Source organism: Paenibacillus sp. TSA_86.1 (genome assembly GCF_052691815.1).
The window spans coordinates 69,120-88,711 of the sequence record NZ_JBQZGE010000019.1 but is presented as its reverse complement, the minus strand read 5'-3'; the positions used below and the strand labels follow the sequence as shown (position 1 = coordinate 88,711).

At 46.0% G+C, this 19,592-nt stretch carries 14 protein-coding genes and 1 riboswitch; of the genes, 12 read left to right on the top strand and 2 right to left on the bottom strand.

The features are described 5' to 3' along the window. Window positions 1–50: 50 nt before the first annotated feature. A riboswitch (TPP riboswitch) is annotated at window positions 51–153 on the bottom strand. Window positions 154–381: 228 nt separating this feature from the next. From ACUTVW_RS24520 to ACUTVW_RS24465, 12 genes are all read left to right on the top strand, one after another. Further along, entirely contained in the window at window positions 382–1,263 is an 882-nt protein-coding gene (locus tag ACUTVW_RS24520; protein WP_251507479.1) for a radical SAM/SPASM domain-containing protein, read from the top strand. Window positions 1,264–1,628: 365 nt separating this feature from the next. After that, entirely contained in the window at window positions 1,629–2,297 is a 669-nt protein-coding gene (locus tag ACUTVW_RS24515) for a pectate lyase (RefSeq protein WP_090917372.1), read from the top strand. 325 nt (window positions 2,298–2,622) lie between these two features. Beyond that, the gene (locus tag ACUTVW_RS24510; RefSeq protein ID WP_445648174.1) at window positions 2,623–4,104 is read left to right on the top strand and encodes an ATP-binding protein; all 1,482 of its coding nucleotides are present in this window, start codon (window positions 2,623–2,625) and stop codon (window positions 4,102–4,104) included. Further along, window positions 4,097–4,789, top strand: coding sequence for a response regulator transcription factor (locus ACUTVW_RS24505; RefSeq protein ID WP_445648173.1), 693 nt, complete (start codon window positions 4,097–4,099; stop codon window positions 4,787–4,789). The genes ACUTVW_RS24510 and ACUTVW_RS24505 overlap by 8 nt, the downstream gene beginning before the upstream one ends. Before the next feature lie 120 nt (window positions 4,790–4,909). After that, the gene (locus ACUTVW_RS24500; protein WP_445648172.1) at window positions 4,910–6,421 is read left to right on the top strand and encodes an S-layer homology domain-containing protein; all 1,512 of its coding nucleotides are present in this window, start codon (window positions 4,910–4,912) and stop codon (window positions 6,419–6,421) included. Between the two features lie 9 nt (window positions 6,422–6,430). Next, on the top strand, window positions 6,431–7,132 hold the full coding sequence (locus ACUTVW_RS24495; RefSeq protein WP_445648171.1) for an ankyrin repeat domain-containing protein: 702 nt from the start codon (window positions 6,431–6,433) through the stop codon (window positions 7,130–7,132). A gap of 237 nt (window positions 7,133–7,369) precedes the next feature. Then, entirely contained in the window at window positions 7,370–9,754 is a 2,385-nt protein-coding gene (locus ACUTVW_RS24490; RefSeq protein ID WP_445648170.1) for an outer membrane protein assembly factor BamB family protein, read from the top strand. Window positions 9,755–9,897: 143 nt separating this feature from the next. Next, window positions 9,898–10,728 (top strand): methionine ABC transporter ATP-binding protein, encoded by an 831-nt coding sequence (locus ACUTVW_RS24485; protein ID WP_445648169.1) that lies wholly within the window; start codon window positions 9,898–9,900, stop codon window positions 10,726–10,728. Beyond that, window positions 10,715–11,386 (top strand): methionine ABC transporter permease, encoded by a 672-nt coding sequence (locus ACUTVW_RS24480; RefSeq protein ID WP_445648168.1) that lies wholly within the window; start codon window positions 10,715–10,717, stop codon window positions 11,384–11,386. The genes ACUTVW_RS24485 and ACUTVW_RS24480 overlap by 14 nt, the downstream gene beginning before the upstream one ends. Window positions 11,387–11,507: 121 nt before the next feature. Next, the gene (locus tag ACUTVW_RS24475; RefSeq protein ID WP_445648167.1) at window positions 11,508–12,344 is read left to right on the top strand and encodes a MetQ/NlpA family ABC transporter substrate-binding protein; all 837 of its coding nucleotides are present in this window, start codon (window positions 11,508–11,510) and stop codon (window positions 12,342–12,344) included. Between the two features lie 171 nt (window positions 12,345–12,515). Beyond that, the gene (locus ACUTVW_RS24470) at window positions 12,516–14,510 is read left to right on the top strand and encodes a methyl-accepting chemotaxis protein (RefSeq protein ID WP_445648166.1); all 1,995 of its coding nucleotides are present in this window, start codon (window positions 12,516–12,518) and stop codon (window positions 14,508–14,510) included. A 255-nt stretch (window positions 14,511–14,765) separates the two neighbouring features. Further along, window positions 14,766–17,966 carry a response regulator gene (locus ACUTVW_RS24465; protein ID WP_445648165.1) on the top strand — a complete coding sequence of 1,067 codons (3,201 nt, stop codon included), beginning with the start codon at window positions 14,766–14,768 and terminating at the stop codon, window positions 17,964–17,966. A gap of 29 nt (window positions 17,967–17,995) precedes the next feature. Here ACUTVW_RS24465 and ACUTVW_RS24460 read toward each other — a convergent pair whose 3' ends face one another. Together ACUTVW_RS24460 and ACUTVW_RS24455 are read right to left on the bottom strand one after the other, a co-directional pair. Then, complete coding sequence (locus ACUTVW_RS24460; RefSeq protein WP_445648164.1) at window positions 17,996–18,670, bottom strand: response regulator transcription factor; 675 nt, start codon at window positions 18,668–18,670, stop codon at window positions 17,996–17,998. 69 nt (window positions 18,671–18,739) lie between these two features. After that, on the bottom strand, window positions 18,740–19,588 hold the full coding sequence (locus ACUTVW_RS24455; RefSeq protein WP_445648163.1) for a helix-turn-helix transcriptional regulator: 849 nt from the start codon (window positions 19,586–19,588) through the stop codon (window positions 18,740–18,742). Between the last annotated feature and the right edge of the window lie 4 nt (window positions 19,589–19,592).

The following is a 19,592-nucleotide window of genomic DNA, read 5'->3' as shown; positions in this document are numbered from 1 at the left end:
CGTTTGAACTGAAGTTGATCCCCATCAAGGCTAGAGATCATCCACTGCCAATAAAAGCTGCCCCACTTCCCTCCGCTGGTATAATCCAGATCAGGTTCAAAGGGTCCGAATCGTCGTATTCGTCTCAGCCGCAAGGCTCCCCCAGTGCAAATGTACAAGATATGCAGTTATGTCCTCAGCATATATCCATCTTGGCTTAATGTAAATAGGGAGGGCATTCGAGTCTTGAAATAGAGATGAAAATATACTGGACTTTGTACGGATCCTCTGATTACGATTTACCTTGGCTCCTTAACCCGATATAATGGGGATTGGCTCATATGGCCGTACTACGAATGAGGGCAGGACCGTTGTTCCTCCCGGCAGAATGGGGACCCTGAGTTGAAAACGTTCAAGAAAGTATATATTGAAATTACAAGCATCTGTAATCTGGCATGCAGCTTTTGCCCACAAACGAAGCGAGCCAAAGGATTCATCGACCCTGAAGTCTTTAATAATATATTGGATCAGATCAAACCACACACGAAACATATCTACCTGCACGTCAAAGGGGAACCGCTGCTTCATCCCAAAATTGACCTGCTGCTGGATATGGCTCATGCCAAGGGATTTAAAGTAAACATTACGACGAACGGCACGCTGCTGCCGAAGACACAGCATAAATTATTGGGTAAACCTGCACTGAGACAGATGAATTTCTCGTTGCACAGCTTTGACGGTCATGAAGGTTCTACGGATCGCGACGGATACTTACGTAACATTTTGTCTTTTGTGCGTGAAGCGGTGAAACATAATGTCATTGTCTCGTTCCGATTATGGAATCTGACACAGGATAACTTCACGAATGCTCAGATGAATCGAAATCGGGAGACGCTTGAGGTACTCGAGCGTGAATTCAATCTGGACTTTCGGATTGAGGAAAAAGTCCTTCCAGGTAGCGGTGTGAAAATTGCACCCAACGTATATCTGAATCAGGATCATGAATTCCAGTGGCCAAGTCTGGATGCACCTGAAGATGATGGCAAAGGGTTTTGCCATGCACTCCGCAGTCAAGCCGCTGTGCTGGTCGATGGAACTGTGGTTCCATGCTGTCTGGATGGAGAAGGTGTCATCAACTTGGGGAACATCCATGAGAAGTCTTTTTCCGATATTGTGGATGGAGAACGTGCAAACAATCTGGTGTACGGTTTTTCCAAACGGGAAGCGGTAGAAGAACTTTGCCGCAAGTGCGGATACCGTCAGCGGTTCGGAGCAGGAGCTTAAAAAGGTGTGGAACATCATAGGATAAATTCTAACGAAAGGACTTGTCTGCTTAAGTATAGACAAGACCCTATATGCCCCTAATGTCTTCATCAGACAATAGGGGCTTTTTTGATGAAATGGTACGGTAAAAGCAGCATATCACGAGTTAATATCGGTACATATCAACGAAGTTATATCCAATGAACAAGCCATTGTTATCCAGAATTATGCTAAAAAATGTAAATCTAATCTCAGGATTATTCCTGTAATCCCCCATGTTTTGTAGGATGAGGACAGGTTCCGAGTAGTGTTCTCTTCTGCGGTTCCGTGAGAGAAGCCAGTGTGCTTGGAGACGAATTCACTTATATTAAGGGAGGATGTTCGTGATGAAAAAAATGTTAACGCTGTTGTTGTCCGCTGGTCTGGTCGCTTCCATATTTGGTGTTATGCCCGCTGCGGCTGCGCCAACGGTTGTAAACTCAACGATTGTTGTACCTAAGGGCACGACGTACGATGGACAGGGGAAAACTTTTGTTGCCAATCCATCCACTTTGGGTGACGGTTCTCAAGCAGAGAATCAGAAGCCGGTCTTCCGGCTGGAAGCAGGCGCTACACTGAAAAATGTCATCATTGGTGCGCCAGCGGCAGACGGTGTGCATTGTTATGGTAACTGTAATATCTCCAACGTCGTCTGGCAGGATGTAGGCGAGGATGCGTTAACGCTGAAATCGTCAGGAACGGTGAACATTACAGGTGGTGCGGCATACAAGGCATACGATAAAGTGTTCCAGATGAATGCTTCGGGTACGATTAATATCAAAAACTTCAGAGCAGACGATATCGGCAAGCTGGTGCGGCAAAATGGAGGAACGTCCTATGCGGTCAACATGACGCTTGATAATTCCAACATATCCAATGTCAAAGATTCCATTATGCGTACAGACAGCAGCAGTACCCAAGGCCGAATTACGAATACACGTTATTCCAAAGTGCCAACACTGTTCAAAGGATTTGCTTCGGGTAAAACGAGCCAGTCGGGTAATACGCAGTATTAAACTGTGCGGGGCTTAATTATCCAAACCAGGTAGACTGGATCAGTTGACCAAGTTTATCTGTCGTAAAGTATTAGCACGGATCACTAATCTAACCATTGAATAATGTATCCATCAATCGTTTTAATAAGCATGTGGCTTATATAATTAAGCCATATGCACCATACAGGGTGAAGCGGAGGACATGCTGCTTCACCCTGTTTTTTGACGCTCATAGCCATACGACAATATGTAGCCAATTTGATTTGCATATGGGCAACAGGAAGCATCTTGTGATAACATGTGCACTATCTAACTGTACCAAACGCATAGTTAAGAGGGGATATCTATGTCAATTCGCATCAAAATGTTGCTTTCGTTTACAGGTATGCTTGTCATCAGCCTATTGTTTATTTTGCTCACAGCAAGCCTCTATACCATTGCGGCAACAGGGGATTTGCAAAGTTTTCGAGATATATACAAAGTACATTACCAGATCAATCCACTGACGGAACAGGGAGAGACAATCTTTCAGGAGATGAAGTTTACGGCGAAAAGTAATCCGGACGAGCTGCAGGACAAGGTATTGCTCCGTGAATTTGATATGAAGCTTCGAGCCGAGAAATCCGGTCTCTACGTGAGGCGTGAGAACAGTCCGATCTTTGAATCACGGACATTCCACCAACCCGGACTGGGACAGGCCCTTCCCGCGTACGATCTGAATAACAATCAGATTCGAAGCACGTTTAATATCGGTGAGCGTTTCTATGCGTATGCCAAGTTTGATTTTCAATATTCCAATGGAGAACGGGGCAGCATCTTTGTTATTCGGGAGAGAAGCCCCTTTGCAGAACTGACGCGCAAGCTGTTACCTGTGATGTCCCTCCTGTTGATTGGTGTTCTGATCATCGCTAACCTGCTTTTGTTCCGCTGGATCACACGCAGCTTCATTCAACCGTTGCATCAGCTGCGAAGTTCGGCCGAACAGATCAAAAACGGTAATTTGTCTTTCAAGCTTGAACCTTCCTCCAATGACGAAGTAGGACAGCTTAGTGAGGCATTTGAGAGTATGCGGAATCAGTTGCAACGATCCAATGAGCTAAGGCAGCAAGATGAGATTAACCGCAGAGAGCTGATCTCCAACATCTCGCATGATCTTCGCACGCCGATTACTAACATTAAGGGATATATTGAGGGGATTCGGGATGGGGTAGCGAATACACCGGAGAAGATGGACACTTACGTCAACATCATTCATTCCAAAGCGGTTAGCATGGATAAACTGGTGGATGAATTGTTTTTGTATTCCAAACTGGATCTGAACCAGGAACCCTTTGTGTTCAATCCAATCGATCTGGTTGATTTTATCGAGGATAGCATTGAGGAATTGCGATATGATCTGGAGGATAAGGGCATATCATTGGACTGGCATAACCGAGCCTCAGGTTCTGTGGTGTCCGCTGTTGATCTCGATAAATTACAACGCACAGTGGTTAACATTGTAGAGAATGCACTGAAATACATGAATGATGACGACAAACGACTCCGCATTATTCTTGAAGCCGATCAGGAGTGGAATACCATTACATTCGAGGATAATGGGAAAGGCATATCCGAGGAAGATCTGCCGCATATATTTGAGCGTTTCTACCGAGCTGAGCAATCACGCAACTCGTCTACGGGGGGAAGCGGTCTTGGGCTGGCCATAGCCCACCAGATTGTAGCTGGACATGGTGGTTTAATCTGGGCAGAAAGCAAGCTGGGTGAAGGCACCAGTATCCATATTCAATTGAAACGCCTCATGGAAGAAAGGGGGGAAAGCCATGACTGATATTCTGATCATTGAGGATGAAACGACCATTGCCGAACTGGAGCGGGACTATTTTGAACTCCATGGATTTACGGTAGAGCTGTGTCATAACGGGGATGAAGGTTTACGCCGTGCTCTGGACGAGAACTACCGACTTGTTATCGTAGATTTGATGCTTCCAGGTATGGACGGTTTTGAATTATGCAGGCTCATTCGTGAGGAGAAGGAAGTACCGATCCTTGTCGTATCCGCAAAAAAAGAGGAGATCGATAAAATCCGCACGTTTAATCTCGGTGTCGACGATTTTATTACGAAGCCGTTCAGCCCAAGCGAACTGGTCGTAAGAGCCAAGGCTCACCTGACCCGGTACGAGAGATTGCTCGGCAAGAGCAAACCTGCTGAACAGGATGAGATCCACATTCGCGGACTTCACATCGACAAGGGATCACGCCGTGTATTTTTGAACGGAGAAGAGGTGGGCATCACCACCAAAGAATTTGATCTGCTTGTATTTTTGGCGAGTCATCCGAACCGCGTATTCAGCAAATCCGATCTGTTCGAACGGATCTGGGGCATGGAATCGAATGGCGATATTGCAACGGTAACAGTGCATGTTCGCAAGCTGCGCGGGAAACTGGAGAGTGATCCGAAACATCCCGAATACATCGAAACGGTCTGGGGTGCGGGGTATCGTTTCACCATATAAGTTTAGAGAAAGATTCGTTGCAGTTTATATTTTGTTAATATATTTGTCCGTTGGAGTTTCTTTTTATCCCCTACGCTATAGATAGATGCAACAACTACCTACAGAGGGGAAGAACATTTCATGAATCTTACAGCCCGTAAACTAGCAGCACTATTAACGATAACCGCATTGGGAACAGCGACACTCCCATTCACAACACCTCAAGCTCAGGCAGCTGGATTCACAACTTCGATGTCCGCTACAGCGACACAGCTTACGAATCAACAGGTGCAGGCGTCCATCAAGGAACTGAACCGTCTGGGGATCATGAACGGATATAGCGATCAATCGATGGGTGGACTTCGGGCGATCACACGCGCAGAGTTAGCTTCATTGATATATAGAACATTTGATTTGCAGAACAAGACAGGAGACAGTGCAGTAACGTTAACGGATATCCAGGCGAATGCTTGGTATGCACCGTATGCTTTGAAGGCAGTGGAGATGGGCATCATGCAGTCCGTGGATGGCGAGTTCCATCCTCAACGTCTGGTAACGGATGAGGAGCTGGAAGAGGTTGTATCTAAAGCATTAAAACGGGATGTGAAGTCCGTACACCATTGGATGAGTGCTTTCTATGAAGAAACGGGCTCTGTGACACGGGGCGAAACGGCAGTGTTGCTGCAAAAGGCTTATCAAGCTATCCCATCGGATCAAGCTCGCATTGAGAGTATTAAACCGTTGAATAACATGACTCTTGTGATCACCTTCGACAAGCCACTTACGGTAGAAGATGAAGTGTTTGCCAAATCCCGGACAGACTTTGCATTCAGCGGGGGGCTAACCTTAACCAATATGCCACGTTTGAAAACAGGCTCTGTTGCTACATACATCGTGCCGACATCCGTTCAACAAGCTGGAGAAGCATACAGCCTTACATATAAAGGACAAGATGCTGGTTCATTCAAAGGCAGTGACGTTAAAGTAAATATGACTCAAGTGCGTCAGGTCACGAATGATACGTTTGAGATTGAAGCTTTGAAGGAAAACGGAGTAGTGGATTACGGTTATATCATTTCGGCATACAGTGCTGGCCGTGGAGCTAATGCCTTCATTCTGAACGATCAGGAGCAGGCAGACGGCAAAACATATCAGATTATTTCGTCCATGCAGTCAAGACAAGTGATTATTACGCCGGAAAATGGAGAAGCGATTATTGCCAAGTATGTTCCGTTTACTCAATCGACGGATGGCAGACAAGAACCCAAATTCCGATTGCCAGAAGGCCAGATTCTGAGACCAGGGGTATCTTATACCGTGACTTCCGAGTGGGCCAATTTCGAACATGCTTCGTTTACGGCAAAATCGTTTGAATCATTAGTCGTTGAGCATGCCAAAGTTGCAAGTGAAACTGCCATTGAGGTCACACTTGCACAAGATCCGGGAGATGAACTATTCGCTGGACGGAGTGTTACTCTGACGTCACCAGATGGGCAAGTCCTGACAGCTACGTATAAATATTCGAGCCGTAAAGGCGCAACAGGTGTATTTGATCTTACGAATGGAGAAAAGCTGATTTCCGGCACAGTCTATACGCTGAACCCGGTTGGTGATTGGGGTGTTGCATCATCGGTAACGGTGGTACAGCAGTAAGGAGGGATCATGAACAAATCCTTGATGCTGATCATTCTAATCAGCAGTGTGTTATTCGTTCAAGGCTGTAATCTTAACGAAAAAAGTGTCTCAAAGGAGGGAAGCCGCATGGCTTCACTAAATCAACAGTTGCTCAGTGCAGCTGAAGCAAAAGATACCGAGGATATTGAAAAGCTCCTTCAGGAGGGAGCCGAAGTTCAGGCTCAGGATCAGAGTGGGAGAACGGCTCTGATGATTGCGACATATAATCAGGATACCGCATCTGTGCAAAAGCTGATTGAAGCGGGTGCAGATGTTAACCAGCAGGATGATATGTTGAATAGTCCGTTTTTATATGCGGGTGCTGAAGGGTATTTGGATATTTTGAAGCTGACCATTCAGGCAGGAGCAGACCCTTCCATCACAAACCGTTATGGGGGAACAGCACTCATCCCCGCTTCCGAGCATGGATATGTCGATGTGGTTCGAGAGCTGCTAACCAATACTACGGTAGATGTGAACCATGTGAATAAATTAGGATGGACAGCATTGCTAGAGGCGATCATTCTAAACGATGGCAATGAACGGCAACAGGAGACCATTCAATTGCTTATTCATCATGGGGCTGATGTTAATCTGGCTGATGGCGATGGTGTGACTCCCCTCCAACATGCCAAAGCAAAAGGTTTTAAAGAAATCGAAGCTATTTTGTTGCAAGCAGGTGCAAAGTAGTGACACGCTATTGATGCGGGGCAAATGGGTATCTTAAAATGGGTATCTTCCAAGGCAGTAAATGAAGAAACAACGAAAACGGGATAGAGCAGCTTTGGCTGTCTCTTCCCGTTTTTTTATGGGAACTAGATTGGGGGATGACGACAAGGAGGCATTTTCCAAAATCATTTTGGAGAAACAGGTAACTTTTTGAGAGTCAGAGCGTCTTATATGGAAATAACTTCTATTGGGGGATGAATGCGTGTGAAAAAGGGGCCTGAACGAAACATAGGGGGTTATACTCGCTGCGTTACCTTGACAGGAATAACCGTGCTGTTGCTAACAGGGTGTGTGACGGGAGAGCAACAAGCAGATGCATTTGGCGGACAAGCTCAGACTTCAAAGCAACAGATGCTGGAACAGAAATTTAAGTTTCAACTTCCAAATGCAGATTCAACCATATCCATGTTATCTCAGCCTCTGACACCGCTCTCCTCGCAACGGGCTTCCGTCAATATCCCCTACAAAAAGGGAGAGCGAGTCACGCTGAAAGCCGGCTTACCGCTTTTCAGTGTAAGGAAGGATAGCCGCATCGCTGCGGATCAAATGAAGATCACACATCTTACGATACCATCGGAAAAGTATACTCTGGCCGCGATTCAGGGGGAGTGGGTGCAGGTCAAGACCAAGGAGCATGACAGCTACTGGCTTCCTGGCTGGTATGCACTCAAACAGAGTAACCTTATGAAGGAGACTGATCTCCGCACGATCACTGTCAAAACCGGTGGCAAGCTGTATCTTACCCCAGATAGTACTGTCGCATGGTCCTCCAGTGAGTCTCTATCCGAACAGGCACTCATCGTGTCAGAGTGGAAGGATTGGTATGGTGTGTCCATCGCACCTCGCATCTGGAGTGAGGAATCGACGGGCTATCACCATGTATTACTCTGGGTCAAGAAAAAAGATATTGAGAGTCAAACTTCCGTTCCGGATAGATGGTTTGTAAGTGAATCATCGTTGCCAACCTCTCTGCTCCGCCAACTGGTAGATACAAAGCTGGATCAGACGACAAGCACCAAGCAGGCCGTTAAGTGGTTAGGGGAGCCGGATTGGAAGGAACACTCCAGAAATCTGAATGAACCCGGCGATCCGATGAGGATCGGACAGACGTGGAGATATGAGCGGAACGATGCACAGTTGTTGTTAACGTTTGATAAAAGTAACAAGCTAACCGAGATTCGCTGGAATATGCCAGCGGGTCAACAGAATAATCAAGCTGCTGGCGGAAGTTACAATCGATTAGACAGGTTTGTTTATACTACGCAAGTTGCTCCGGGTAAGTCTATTCCGCAAACGCTACCATGGAAACCGGAATGGGTGAACCAGGGAGAGTTGGACTACACCTTTTTACAAGCAGGCACAGAAGATGTACTCCTGATGAAGGGAGATGATGGCGGGTTCAGCGGTATGCATTATGATGATTCCTTCTACGCACTGGATCGACATACAGGGAAAATGCTCTGGAGAGTGCATAACGGATATGGACCTGCTCAAGCCATTTTAAATACTAAACGTGATGCGGTAACACTATTCACAAGTTATGACACGGATCGTAAGCAATATCTGGATCGAGTACGTCATATCAACCTGAAAGATGGAAAGCTTCTATGGGAATATACACCCGAGGGACATGTACGGTTGAACGGCATCAAGGCTGCCCAAAACGTAGTGATCGTAGACACCCCGGCGGCTGAAGGCTCCAGTAATGGATGGATTCATGTGCTGAATAGTTCAAACGGTAAAGGGTTGTGGAGCAAGAAGTTAACGACAGGGTATCAATTGCTTAATCGAAGTGCTGACGAGCCTTATGTTCTGTATCAGGAGAAAAACCAGCTTATTGCAGCAGACCCCTTAACGGGGCGGACGGTTTGGCAGGTAGAAGCAAAACCATCCGTGATCGATCATATCGAGAACAATCCTTATTTTGATGGCATCCATCGTATAGATCCGTTTGGCTCGCTGCCACTTGAACGCTGGATGCTACTTAACGACCAGTGGGTGCTGCTTGATATGACGTCAGGTAAAAAGCTCTCCCAATTCCCTGCCCGTTCGGGTCAGCAGTTAGAAGTGCTGAATGAAGGTACGGTGCTGATTCGTGAAAATAAAAAAGGAGATGCTTACGGTGATTACGGAGATTATGCAACCTCCTTATTTGATCCTGCTACCGGGGCGAGTCGTTGGACGGTTAACGCCAAGATTGAGCGGGGACTTGCGGATGAAGATCAGCTGTACGTCATTATGAACGGATATCCTGCCGCCGTGGATTACCGTACCGGGGTGACAAAGTGGGATGCCAAGGAATCTGTTGGAGCAAACCAACATTCGACTAATCAGGGCAGTTACCTCATTATCGGAGAACGTCTGCTGCTTCCACGGAATGAGGACTTCCTTGTGATGGATAAAAAGGACGGTACTCTGCTAGGGCGTGTGCATGATGTGGTCATGGGTACGCCAGAGCATCGGGATCGGGATGCGAAGAATGGCATGATCAACCGGATCGACAATGAAGTGTACGTCGGATCAGCTAACGGACGTTTCCGTGTCTTTCCAGTTGATCAGCTGGAAGGAGATATCTCTTTTTAAAAGCTTGTCTGAGCCGCCATGTTGTTTTATTATAAATGAACAGGATTGCTCGCGCTCCGGTTATCGGCTGTGCGGGCTTTCTTCATGTGTTCTTGAAAGATACTTGAGGGAACCATACATGATCATTCACGGGAGGAATCTCCATGATTTCATTATATGGTGTGAGCAAGCGATTCAACGAGCGCGGTTCCCGTGCTGATCAGGGATTCGAGGCCTTGCGATCCGTCTCGCTTGAAATAGGTAAAGGTGAGATTCATGGCATTATTGGTTCCAGCGGGGCAGGAAAGTCGACATTGCTGCGAATGCTCAACGGTTTGGAACATCCTGATGACGGAGAAGTTACCGTCAATGGTCAGCATCTAACCGGAATGAACGAGCGAGATTTACGTCAGGCACGCCGGTCCATCGGCATGATCTTCCAGCATTTTAATCTGGTCAGCAATCGCACGGTGTTGAGTAATGTGAGTATGCCTTTGGAACTGGCGGGAAAATCACGTTCACAGCAGCGAGAGCGAGGATTAGAAGTGCTGCGATTCGTAGGACTTGAGGACAAGGCGAACCAGTATCCGGCTCAGCTAAGCGGAGGACAGAAGCAGCGGGTTGCCATTGCCAGGGCGCTTGCCAGTCATCCGGCTGTATTGCTCTGCGACGAACCGACATCTTCACTTGATCCGCAGACGACAGGTGGAATATTGGATGTGTTACGCCATGTCAACGAGACAATGGGTGTAACCATTGTTGTTGTTACCCATGAGATGGAAGTGGCTCGTCGATTATGTCACCGTATTACGGTAATGAAGGAGGGGCAGATCGTGCGAACCCTAACTGAATCGGAAGTTCGCAGTATTCCAGCTCCACAGCCGGATATACTCACTTCACTGCTTGCAGACGACACCTTCGGTGGAACCGGAATGGAAACGGGAACGACAGTCCAGCGTCCGGTGGAACGGGAGGCAAGCGATGATGTTACCTGAGTCCGTGCTTAAATACCAGCACGAAATCTGGCAAGCCATCGGGGAAACGTTTGTGATGGTGGGGATCTCCATTGCAGCAGCAGTGCTGGTTGGATTGCCTCTCGGTACACTATTGTACCTGTTCCGGAGAGGGCAACGATACCAGAATCGAGCTTTGTTTACGGTGTTGGGCAGTCTCGTGAATATCATTCGCTCTTTTCCATTCCTTTTGCTGGTCGTATTCATGATCCCATTCACTCGGTTGGTCGTAGGTACTTCGATCGGTACGCTCGCTGCCACGGTGCCTCTGTCGGTCATTGCTATCGCTTATTATGCCCGGCTGGTCGAGCAGGCTCTGCTTGATGTGCCCAAAGGTGTAATTGAGGCGGCCTCTTCTATGGGAGCTTCAACGGTGCAACTTGTCGTTAAATTCCTGTATGTGGAAGCACGATCCAGTCTTGTGCTCGGACTTACTACAGCTACGATCAGTTTTGTTTCCTATTCCACGGTCATGGGGATTGTCGGCGGCGGCGGTGTTGGTGATTTTGCCATTCGCTACGGTTATCAACGCTTCGAAACGGAAATTATGATATTTACCATTATCATCATGATTGTGCTGGTGCAACTGATTCAATTCACGGGTAGCGGGCTGTCTCGCTGGTTGGATCGCAGATCCTGAAGACATTAGCAGGGTACAAGAGAGTGGGCGCAAAACCGGAATCAGAGGCACAAGAGAGACAACTGCAGTAATGAACTGCCAAAAATGATTACAGATTGTACAGAGAAGGGGTAAACATTCAATGAAAGCAAAATTGATGCTCATGCTGCTCGCGGTTATGCTGGTTGTATCCGCCTGCGGGAAGAAAGAAGCAACACCGGCTACGGAAGGTGCGAAGCAAGAATCACAAGCTGGACAGGAAGTCACACTGAAAGTAGCCACATTGATTCCGCCAATGACGGATGTGTTGGATATTGTTAAACCGCTTCTTAAAGAGGATGGCGTAAATCTGGAGATTGTGGTGCTATCGGATAACGTACAGCCTAATACGGCATTGGCGAACAAAGAAGTGGACGCCAACTTCTTCCAACACGTACCGTATATGAAACAGTATAACGAGGCGAACAATGCCAATCTGGTTCCTGTGCAGCCTATCTACAACGCGATCTATGGCGGATATTCCAAAACCTACAAATCCATCGATGAATTGCCGGAAGGTGCAACGGTTGCGATTGCCAATGATCCTTCCAACATCGGGCGCTCCCTCGTGATGATGGAGCAAAATGGCCTGATCAAACTCAAAGAAGGTGTAGGCTTTAACGCCACGCAAGCGGATATCACTGAGAATAAAAAGAACTTCAAGTTCAAGGAAGTGGATCTGTTAATGCTTGCCCGCATGATGGATGATGCAGATTTGGTTGCGATGACTCCGGCCTATGCCAGTCCGCTGGGTCTGACACCCAAGAAGGATGCATTGCTGACGGAGAAGGACGATTCTCATTTTGCAATTACCATGGTAGCCCGTGAGGACAACAAAGATTCCGAAGCCATTCAGAAGCTGGCTAAACGTATGGCTGGCCCTGAAGTAAAAGCCTTTTTCGAAAAAAACTATGCAGATATTGCTATCCCTGCATTCTAAATTATAGCTTTCTGGAGATCCGAGCCAAAGTGCTCGGGTCTTTTTTGTTTGACTTCTGTTAACAACTATTTAGAAACTTAATATGCCTGGCGTTAAATTTATTTAATTTAATTAATATTTTTTTTGTATGTTTATTTAAAATTCAATTTAATATGGAAGAGGTAGAGTGAATTGTCGTTGAACAACAAGAAATCAGGGTGGTTAGGAAAGATATTAACCGATTTTAAGATTAAACTGGTTGTGTCTTTTATTATCTTTTTGGCGGCCCCTTCCATCACAATAGGTGTATTGTCTTATAACAATGCCAAGGATGAAGTAAAGAAGCAAATTCTACATAGTGCACAGGAAAATGTGGATTTAGCTAACAGTACGATTGATTTAGTGGTCAATGTGAAACGAAAACAAGTCGAATATTATGCGAATGCTTTTAATGCAGTCACCATGAAAAATTCAGAAGCCGGAATGCTGGAAGAAATAAAAGGATTCATCGGGCAGAACCCGGATGTAATCTTGGTCAGTGTAGGTGATGAAAACGGTAAATATTTAACTTCTTCGGATACAGTTCTCCCGCAAGATTATGATCCTCGAACCAGACCCTGGTATACAGACGCGATGAAGCAACCAGATCAAGTCATTGTAACCGACCCTTATATCTCAGCAGAAACCGAAACCGTCACGGTTTCGATTGCAAAGGCATTGAAAGACCGTTCCGGTGTAGTCAGTCTTGACCTGGACTTAAATGATATCAGCAGTATTGTAAGTAAGATCAAGGTGGGTGAACAGGGATATCTGGTCTTGCTTGATAGTAGCAAAAAGTATATTTATCACCCGAATAGCCCGGCAGGGGCGGAGGCAAAAGAGTCCTTTTGGACACAGGTATTTGAACATGAATCCGGTACATTTGACTATGTCTATAACGAAGCTCCGAAAATCATGTATTATGTGACGAATAAATCAACCGATTGGAAAATTGCAGGTACGATGTTCTACTCCGAGGTGAATGAGGGGACAGCGCCGATTCTGCATCGTATGATCATTGTGTTGTTATCTTGTCTGGGTATTGGAGCTGTCATCATCTGGCTAGTCATGCGTTCCATCATCAGACCCATCAGAGAATTGAAAAATCAAGCGATCCAAGTAAGCGAAGGAGACCTGACACAGACCATTGTGAGCAAAAGTTCTGATGAGCTTGGTGAACTCAGTGACGCTTTTGGCAAAATGCAGACGAATCTGCGCATGCTGATCCAGAATGTAGAGCAAAGCGCGGGACAGGTTGTTTCATCGTCAGAAGAGATGACAGAGAGTGCAGAAGTCACCAGCGCTGCGAGTGAACAGGTTGCCAGAGCGATTCAGGAAATTACGCTGGGAGCCGAGAAACAAATGCATGGGATTGATCATAACCTTGAGGCTATGCGCGAAATTACAACGGGTGTGAGCAACATTGCGGAGAGATCGATTCATGTGGCTGATTTAGCCAAACAGACAACACTACAGGCAGAGGAAGGCGGCAACACAGTTAAGCAGACCGTAGATCAGATGAAGTCGATTCAAGAGACGGTGATACAGATGAGCCGTATCATTCAGACGTTGGATGAACGATCCGGGCAAATATCAGCGATTACTGAATTGATGGGAAATATGGCGAAACAAACGAATTTACTCGCTCTTAACGCGTCCATTGAAGCGGCGCGCGCAGGTGCACACGGGAATGGATTTGCCGTTGTAGCTGGAGAAGTTCGCAAGCTTGCAGAGCAATCCCAGCAGTCTGCTCAAGATATCACTGATCTGACATTTGCCGTACAGAAGGATACATTGGAATCGGTTGATATGATGAAAAAAGTGGCATCGGAAGTCGAACAAGGCATGGAGGTTTCCACTGAAGCTATTCAGAAGTTCGAACGTATTCTGGAAAGTATGCGGGAGACTACACCTCAGATTGAAGAAATCGCCGCGACTTCACAGCAGATTACAGCAGGTGTGCAAGAGGTTGGAGCTGTATCGAGTGAACTTGCAGGCATTGCTTCGGCTAATGCGTCAACTTCTCAAGAGGTTGCAGCCTCGTCAGAAGAACAACTCGCTTCGATGGAGGAGATTTCGGCTTCTGCAAGAAGCTTGTCGAGTATGGCGGAAAATTTGAAACGTCTTATTCAACAGTTTAAATACTAGGGAGCCGAAAGGCTCCTTTTTACTTTTGTTCTTCTTTTTGTGGGTTTCTGGAATAGATAGCGCTGGGTAAATGTTATAAGAAAGCTAGGCGTATTACAAGGTAACGCGTCAATATCCACGATTGAATAAGAGAGTTTCGCGTAATATGATTTGATTATTGTAGAAATGCAATCCGCCGATCTGGCCTGTTTTTTCGTATGTTAGACAATGTTAAAGTCGCAACTTGGATGGTGAACTTTGCTACGCGATCTCGTTTTGAATTTTACTTTGATATTAATCATGGTCTTCCTGGTTCATCATTACCTGAATCAATCGAGTAATCGACAGAAGCCATCGTTTACCTCTCGCTTGATTATTGGAATAGCTATGAGCATGTTAGGTACAGCGTTGTACTACTTCTCGATTATATTGGATGACGGCACGATGTTGAACTTTAGATCCATCGCTTATCTTCTTGCTGCTTATTATGGTGGAGGAGGAACGGCGTTCATCACCTTTGCAGGTCTGTGGGTTTTCAGAATCAATGCGGGATTTTGGCCGTCCATCGAAAACCTGGATTATGCTTTGTATGAACTTATTTTTGTTCTGGCTACATCCCTGAATTTCAGGTATATTCGCAGATTTGTAAACCGGTGGTTATCCTGTTCGCTGCTGTTTCTTTTTGTTTACCAGTTCACGATGTTTATGACGTATCCATCAACACTCCTCAGCCATGGAATTACCTTGATATCTCAAATTCTGTGTATGTTGCTGGTTATATTGTTCATCTATTTCCTGAATCAGAATCATCAGTACAGACATCTGGTGGTTCAAAAAGAGCAGGAGATGCTGGAGATGCTGCGCAGACAGCCGGGGTTTACGTTTAAACTCCGCAAAGTGAACGGAAAATTTGAATTCCTTTTGCTGGAGGGAGAAATGTTGTCTCATCTGGGTATGGACATGCGAAGTCTGGAGCAGAGCTTCCAGTTGGGACATATTAGTGCTTTGCCTCCAGATAAAATACAGTTTTTGAAGACACAATTCAACAGAGCCTTGAGAGGTGAATACTTTTTTTTTGAGATAGAGCACAAGGGGAATTATGCGCTCGTCAAGTTGGAGCCTATCTTGGACGACGGAGTGGTGAAGTATGTCATTGGGTATGGACTTGATATTACGGAGCACCGGGCTGTCAGACGAAGGGTTCAGGAAAGTGAGGAGCGCTACCGGGTGCTGGAGCGAGTATCCGCCAATTGGGTGGCAGGGTTGGACAGCAAGGGCAACATCGTTTCGATTAACCAGAAGTTTCTGGATGTTCTTCAGGCAGACAGGCAGCAGGTTATTGGTCGTGCACTTGTGGACTTGCTCGTGATGGAAAAATCAGAGTGTTGGGTTACGGTTTTACAAGAGGTGATGTCAACCAGAACCACTCATGACACAGAGTTGATCTTCCGGATCGGAGAAAGTGATGAATTGCATGTTCGAGTTTATCTGTATCCGCTCAAATCCTCCGGATCCAGTGAGCAGATTAAAGCTGTCTTTCAAGATGTCACAGACCGGTACAGACGGGTGAAGGCGGATAAAGCCAGTCAGGCGAAGAGTGAGTTCCTGGCCTTGATGAGCCATGAATTGCGGACGCCACTGAACAGCATTACCAGTTTCAGCTCTTTGCTGCAACGAACACCTCTTACTCCTCAGCAGCAGGATTATATAAGCAAGATCACCGTATCCTCACAATCCTTATTAACGCTGGTCAATGATATTTTAGATTTTTCAAAAATAGAAGCAGGTATGTTTAATGTCGAGAATGTTCCCTTTTCTCTAGAGGATGTATTTAAGCGAGTGGCCGATCAGATCAGCACTACCATCGGAAACAAGGACATTAAGATCATTTTTCATACCGATTCGGAGCTGCCTTTAACGGTAATCGGTGATCCGTTCCGTCTGGAACAGATTCTGATTAATCTGCTTAACAACGCCATTAAATTTACGGACGAAGGCTATGTCATATTTCACGCAGAAGTACTTACACTTGAGGATCAACGTGTTGAAGTCCGTTTTGAGGTGGAGGATACCGGGATTGGCATCTCTCCTGAACAGATGGGGCGTTTATTTGTGCCGTTCAGTCAGGCCGAACCATCGACCTATCGGAAGTATGGAGGATCTGGCTTGGGGTTAGTCATTTGTTATCTTCTAATCACCTCTTTAGGCGGTAGTATGCAAGTGGAAAGTGTACTTGGTGAATACAGTATGTTTACATTTGAACTGGTATATGATTTGACGGAAATAGAGGAACGTTCATTCCTTCCAACCTATCCTTTGTTATATGCTGTGAATAATGTGATGATTGTAGAAAGAGAGAGAAGAGTTGCAGAGAATTTGGAGCAGATGCTGCGCTCATTCGGGCTCAGTCCAGTAATTTATAATTCTTTTCAAGAAGTGCTGCACAACTACAAATATGATAACGATGGGGATGAGGTGTCTTCTCTCCTGATCATGCTGGATATGGATACAGAACATGTACACGATGATCCGGACTGGAATCGTATGATCAACAGGATGCAGCCTACCCGGATTCAGGTGTTAGGGTACACTCGTACGGTTAGCGAGAATGCTCATGCAAGCAAGCGGCACTTCAGTGACCCGAACGCGGTCTTATTTAAGCCTATAACGCGTGTGGGGTTGTTTGAAGCCTTACTGGCACTGCAGGATGAAGGAGTGCAGAATTTGAACAATGTGCAATACAAGGTTGAAACCTCAGACCGGTTGAATCAGGGATCTATTTTGGTGGCAGAGGATCACGAGATTAATCAGATTGCGATTCGGGCGCTGCTTCAGCAGCTGGGATTTGAAGTAACCGTAGTGAAGGATGGAAAAGAGGTACTGGAACAGCTTCATGTACAACCGTGGAAACTGATATTGATGGACTTGTACATGCCTGAAATGGACGGACTGGAGGCGGTTAAACACATTCGCCAGATGAGACGTTACGACCATTTGCCCGTTATTGCTCTTACGGCAAACAGTGCGAAGAGAGACCACATAGACTATTTGGAGGCAGGTATGAATGCTGTTCTGACGAAACCAATCGATGAATCACAACTCAAACACGTATTGGCAGCTTGGATTGATCTGAGAGGCATGCATGAAATCAGAGGAATTGATACAGACAAGGCGCTGAAGCAGATGGATGATAAACTACACATTCTGCAATATGCTCTTAATAAGTTTTCTCTGGAATACAGCGGGTTTGAGCAAAGAATACTGATTTGTCTTGAGCAGCAGCAGATGAATGATGTTATACGGAGCACTCATTCTCTCCGAGGCGTTGCAGCCCATCTGCATGCCGGTGATCTGCTGCAGGCTGTTCTGCATCTGGAATCTCTTTTGTCCGTTCCGTTTTCCGAAGTGGAACGGACCTCCGTCCTGCAGAAGGTGCAGCAAGAAATTGATCACATTACGGAATCATTCCCGTGGTAAATGTTGCTAGCATATTAGTCCTCCGAAGCTCAAGGTGTAAATTTATATCCGACTCCCCAGATGGTTTGAATATATTGGGGGGTCTTTGGGTTATCTTCAATCTTCTTGCGCAGTTTCGTAATATGCACATCGATTGTGCGATCGTTAATATAGGCATCTATTCCGCGGATGGCTTCGATCAGGGCGTAACGACTGAACACTTTGCCAGGATTCAGTACGAACAGCTTCATGATTTCAAATTCGGAAAACGTTGTTTCGACTCTGCGATTATTCAGCAGGATCGTTCGGCGTGCCAGATCAAGGGTTAACCCTGTGTCCGTCTCAGTCACGGAAAAGGCCTCTAATAAAGCATATCTGCGCAGAACGGCCTCCATACGTGCTTTCAGTTCCTGCATGCTGAAAGGTTTGCAGACAAAGTCATCTGCACCGTCCGTTAATGAACGAATACGTTCGGATACTTCAGTTAACGAAGAAATAACAATCATGGGTAGTGAGGTATGTTCTCGCATGAGCGCGCATGGATTTTTTTCTCCCGAATCAGGTAACATCAGGTCTATTAAAATGATATTTGGCTTGGTTTCAAGCTGCAAAAGTGCACCCCCGATGGTATCCACACGAAAGACTTCGTATCCTTCACCTTGTAAATACAGGGATAAAGTGTCACCCAGCATGTTGTCGTCCTCGATAATAAGCACTTTAGTCATGGTGTTCCTTTCTGAATCCACGTTATATAGATAGGTTAGTTGATGGGTGCTGTTTGTTCGGCTAGCAGTTCAGGATTCATTGCTTCGTTCAAGCAGTTGCATGAGTTTACGCTCCGTCGCGGTTTCTGGTGCGGGTGTATAAATGCTGCATCGCAAATCGGAATTGCCTTGAACCTGTAATGAGGTAAGGTCAAATAACATTTTGCCTGCTTTGGAATGTCTGAATTCGATCCATACATCAGGAGCACTGCTTACGCTGCTTTGCTTCCACAATGTTTGAAAATCAGGGTGGCGATTCATCATGTCATCCAAAAATAAATTATACCATTCATCGTCGACATAACGACCATAATAGCCACGAAAAATGGATAAAAATCCGCTGACGAAGTCCTCCCAGTTCACCGCAAGCCTGCGCAACTCTTTTCGATCAAACACCAGACTGATCATATTACGCTGCTCTAAGGGAATCTGTTCAAAGTTCATAAAGACCTGTGCGGCAGCCTCATTCCAACCCACAATGTAACAACGCCGATCGGAAATGATAGTAGGACAATATCGCAGTTCCTGCAAAATCTTCTGTAGTGAAGGGTGAAGCTGAAGCGTGTCTAGTTCCGGTACGGGCAGATCTGAATAATGCTCCATCGCCAGTGAAAACAAGTATTTACGTTCATCTGCAGTGAGTCGGAGTGCTGAAGCGACATTATCTAAGACCGAGTGTGATACCTGGATCCTGCGCCCTTGTTCCAGCCAGGTGTACCAGGTTGTGCTCACACCGGCCAATTGTGCCACTTCTTCTCTTCTCAGACCAGGTGTTCTTCGCCGCCCACCAGCAGGTAAACCAACCATTTCGGGAGAGAGCCTGGAACGCTGTGTTTTCAAAAAAGCAGACAGGGCTTGTAATCGAATTGTTTCACTCAATGCT

Excerpts from the sequence above, each read along its gene's own strand:
- ACUTVW_RS24485 (WP_445648169.1), top strand. The coding sequence starts at position 9,898 with ATGATTTCATTATATGGTGTGAGCAAGCGATTCAACGAGCGCGGTTCC.
- ACUTVW_RS24495 (WP_445648171.1), top strand. The coding sequence starts at position 6,431 with ATGAACAAATCCTTGATGCTGATCATTCTAATCAGCAGTGTGTTATTC.
- ACUTVW_RS24490 (WP_445648170.1), top strand. The coding sequence starts at position 7,370 with ATGCGTGTGAAAAAGGGGCCTGAACGAAACATAGGGGGTTATACTCGC.
- ACUTVW_RS24460 (WP_445648164.1), bottom strand. The coding sequence starts at position 18,670 with ATGACTAAAGTGCTTATTATCGAGGACGACAACATGCTGGGTGACACT.
- ACUTVW_RS24510 (WP_445648174.1), top strand. The coding sequence starts at position 2,623 with ATGTCAATTCGCATCAAAATGTTGCTTTCGTTTACAGGTATGCTTGTC.
- ACUTVW_RS24475 (WP_445648167.1), top strand. The coding sequence starts at position 11,508 with ATGAAAGCAAAATTGATGCTCATGCTGCTCGCGGTTATGCTGGTTGTA.
- ACUTVW_RS24480 (WP_445648168.1), top strand. The coding sequence starts at position 10,715 with ATGATGTTACCTGAGTCCGTGCTTAAATACCAGCACGAAATCTGGCAA.
- ACUTVW_RS24505 (WP_445648173.1), top strand. The coding sequence starts at position 4,097 with ATGACTGATATTCTGATCATTGAGGATGAAACGACCATTGCCGAACTG.
- ACUTVW_RS24500 (WP_445648172.1), top strand. The coding sequence starts at position 4,910 with ATGAATCTTACAGCCCGTAAACTAGCAGCACTATTAACGATAACCGCA.
- ACUTVW_RS24515 (WP_090917372.1), top strand. The coding sequence starts at position 1,629 with ATGAAAAAAATGTTAACGCTGTTGTTGTCCGCTGGTCTGGTCGCTTCC.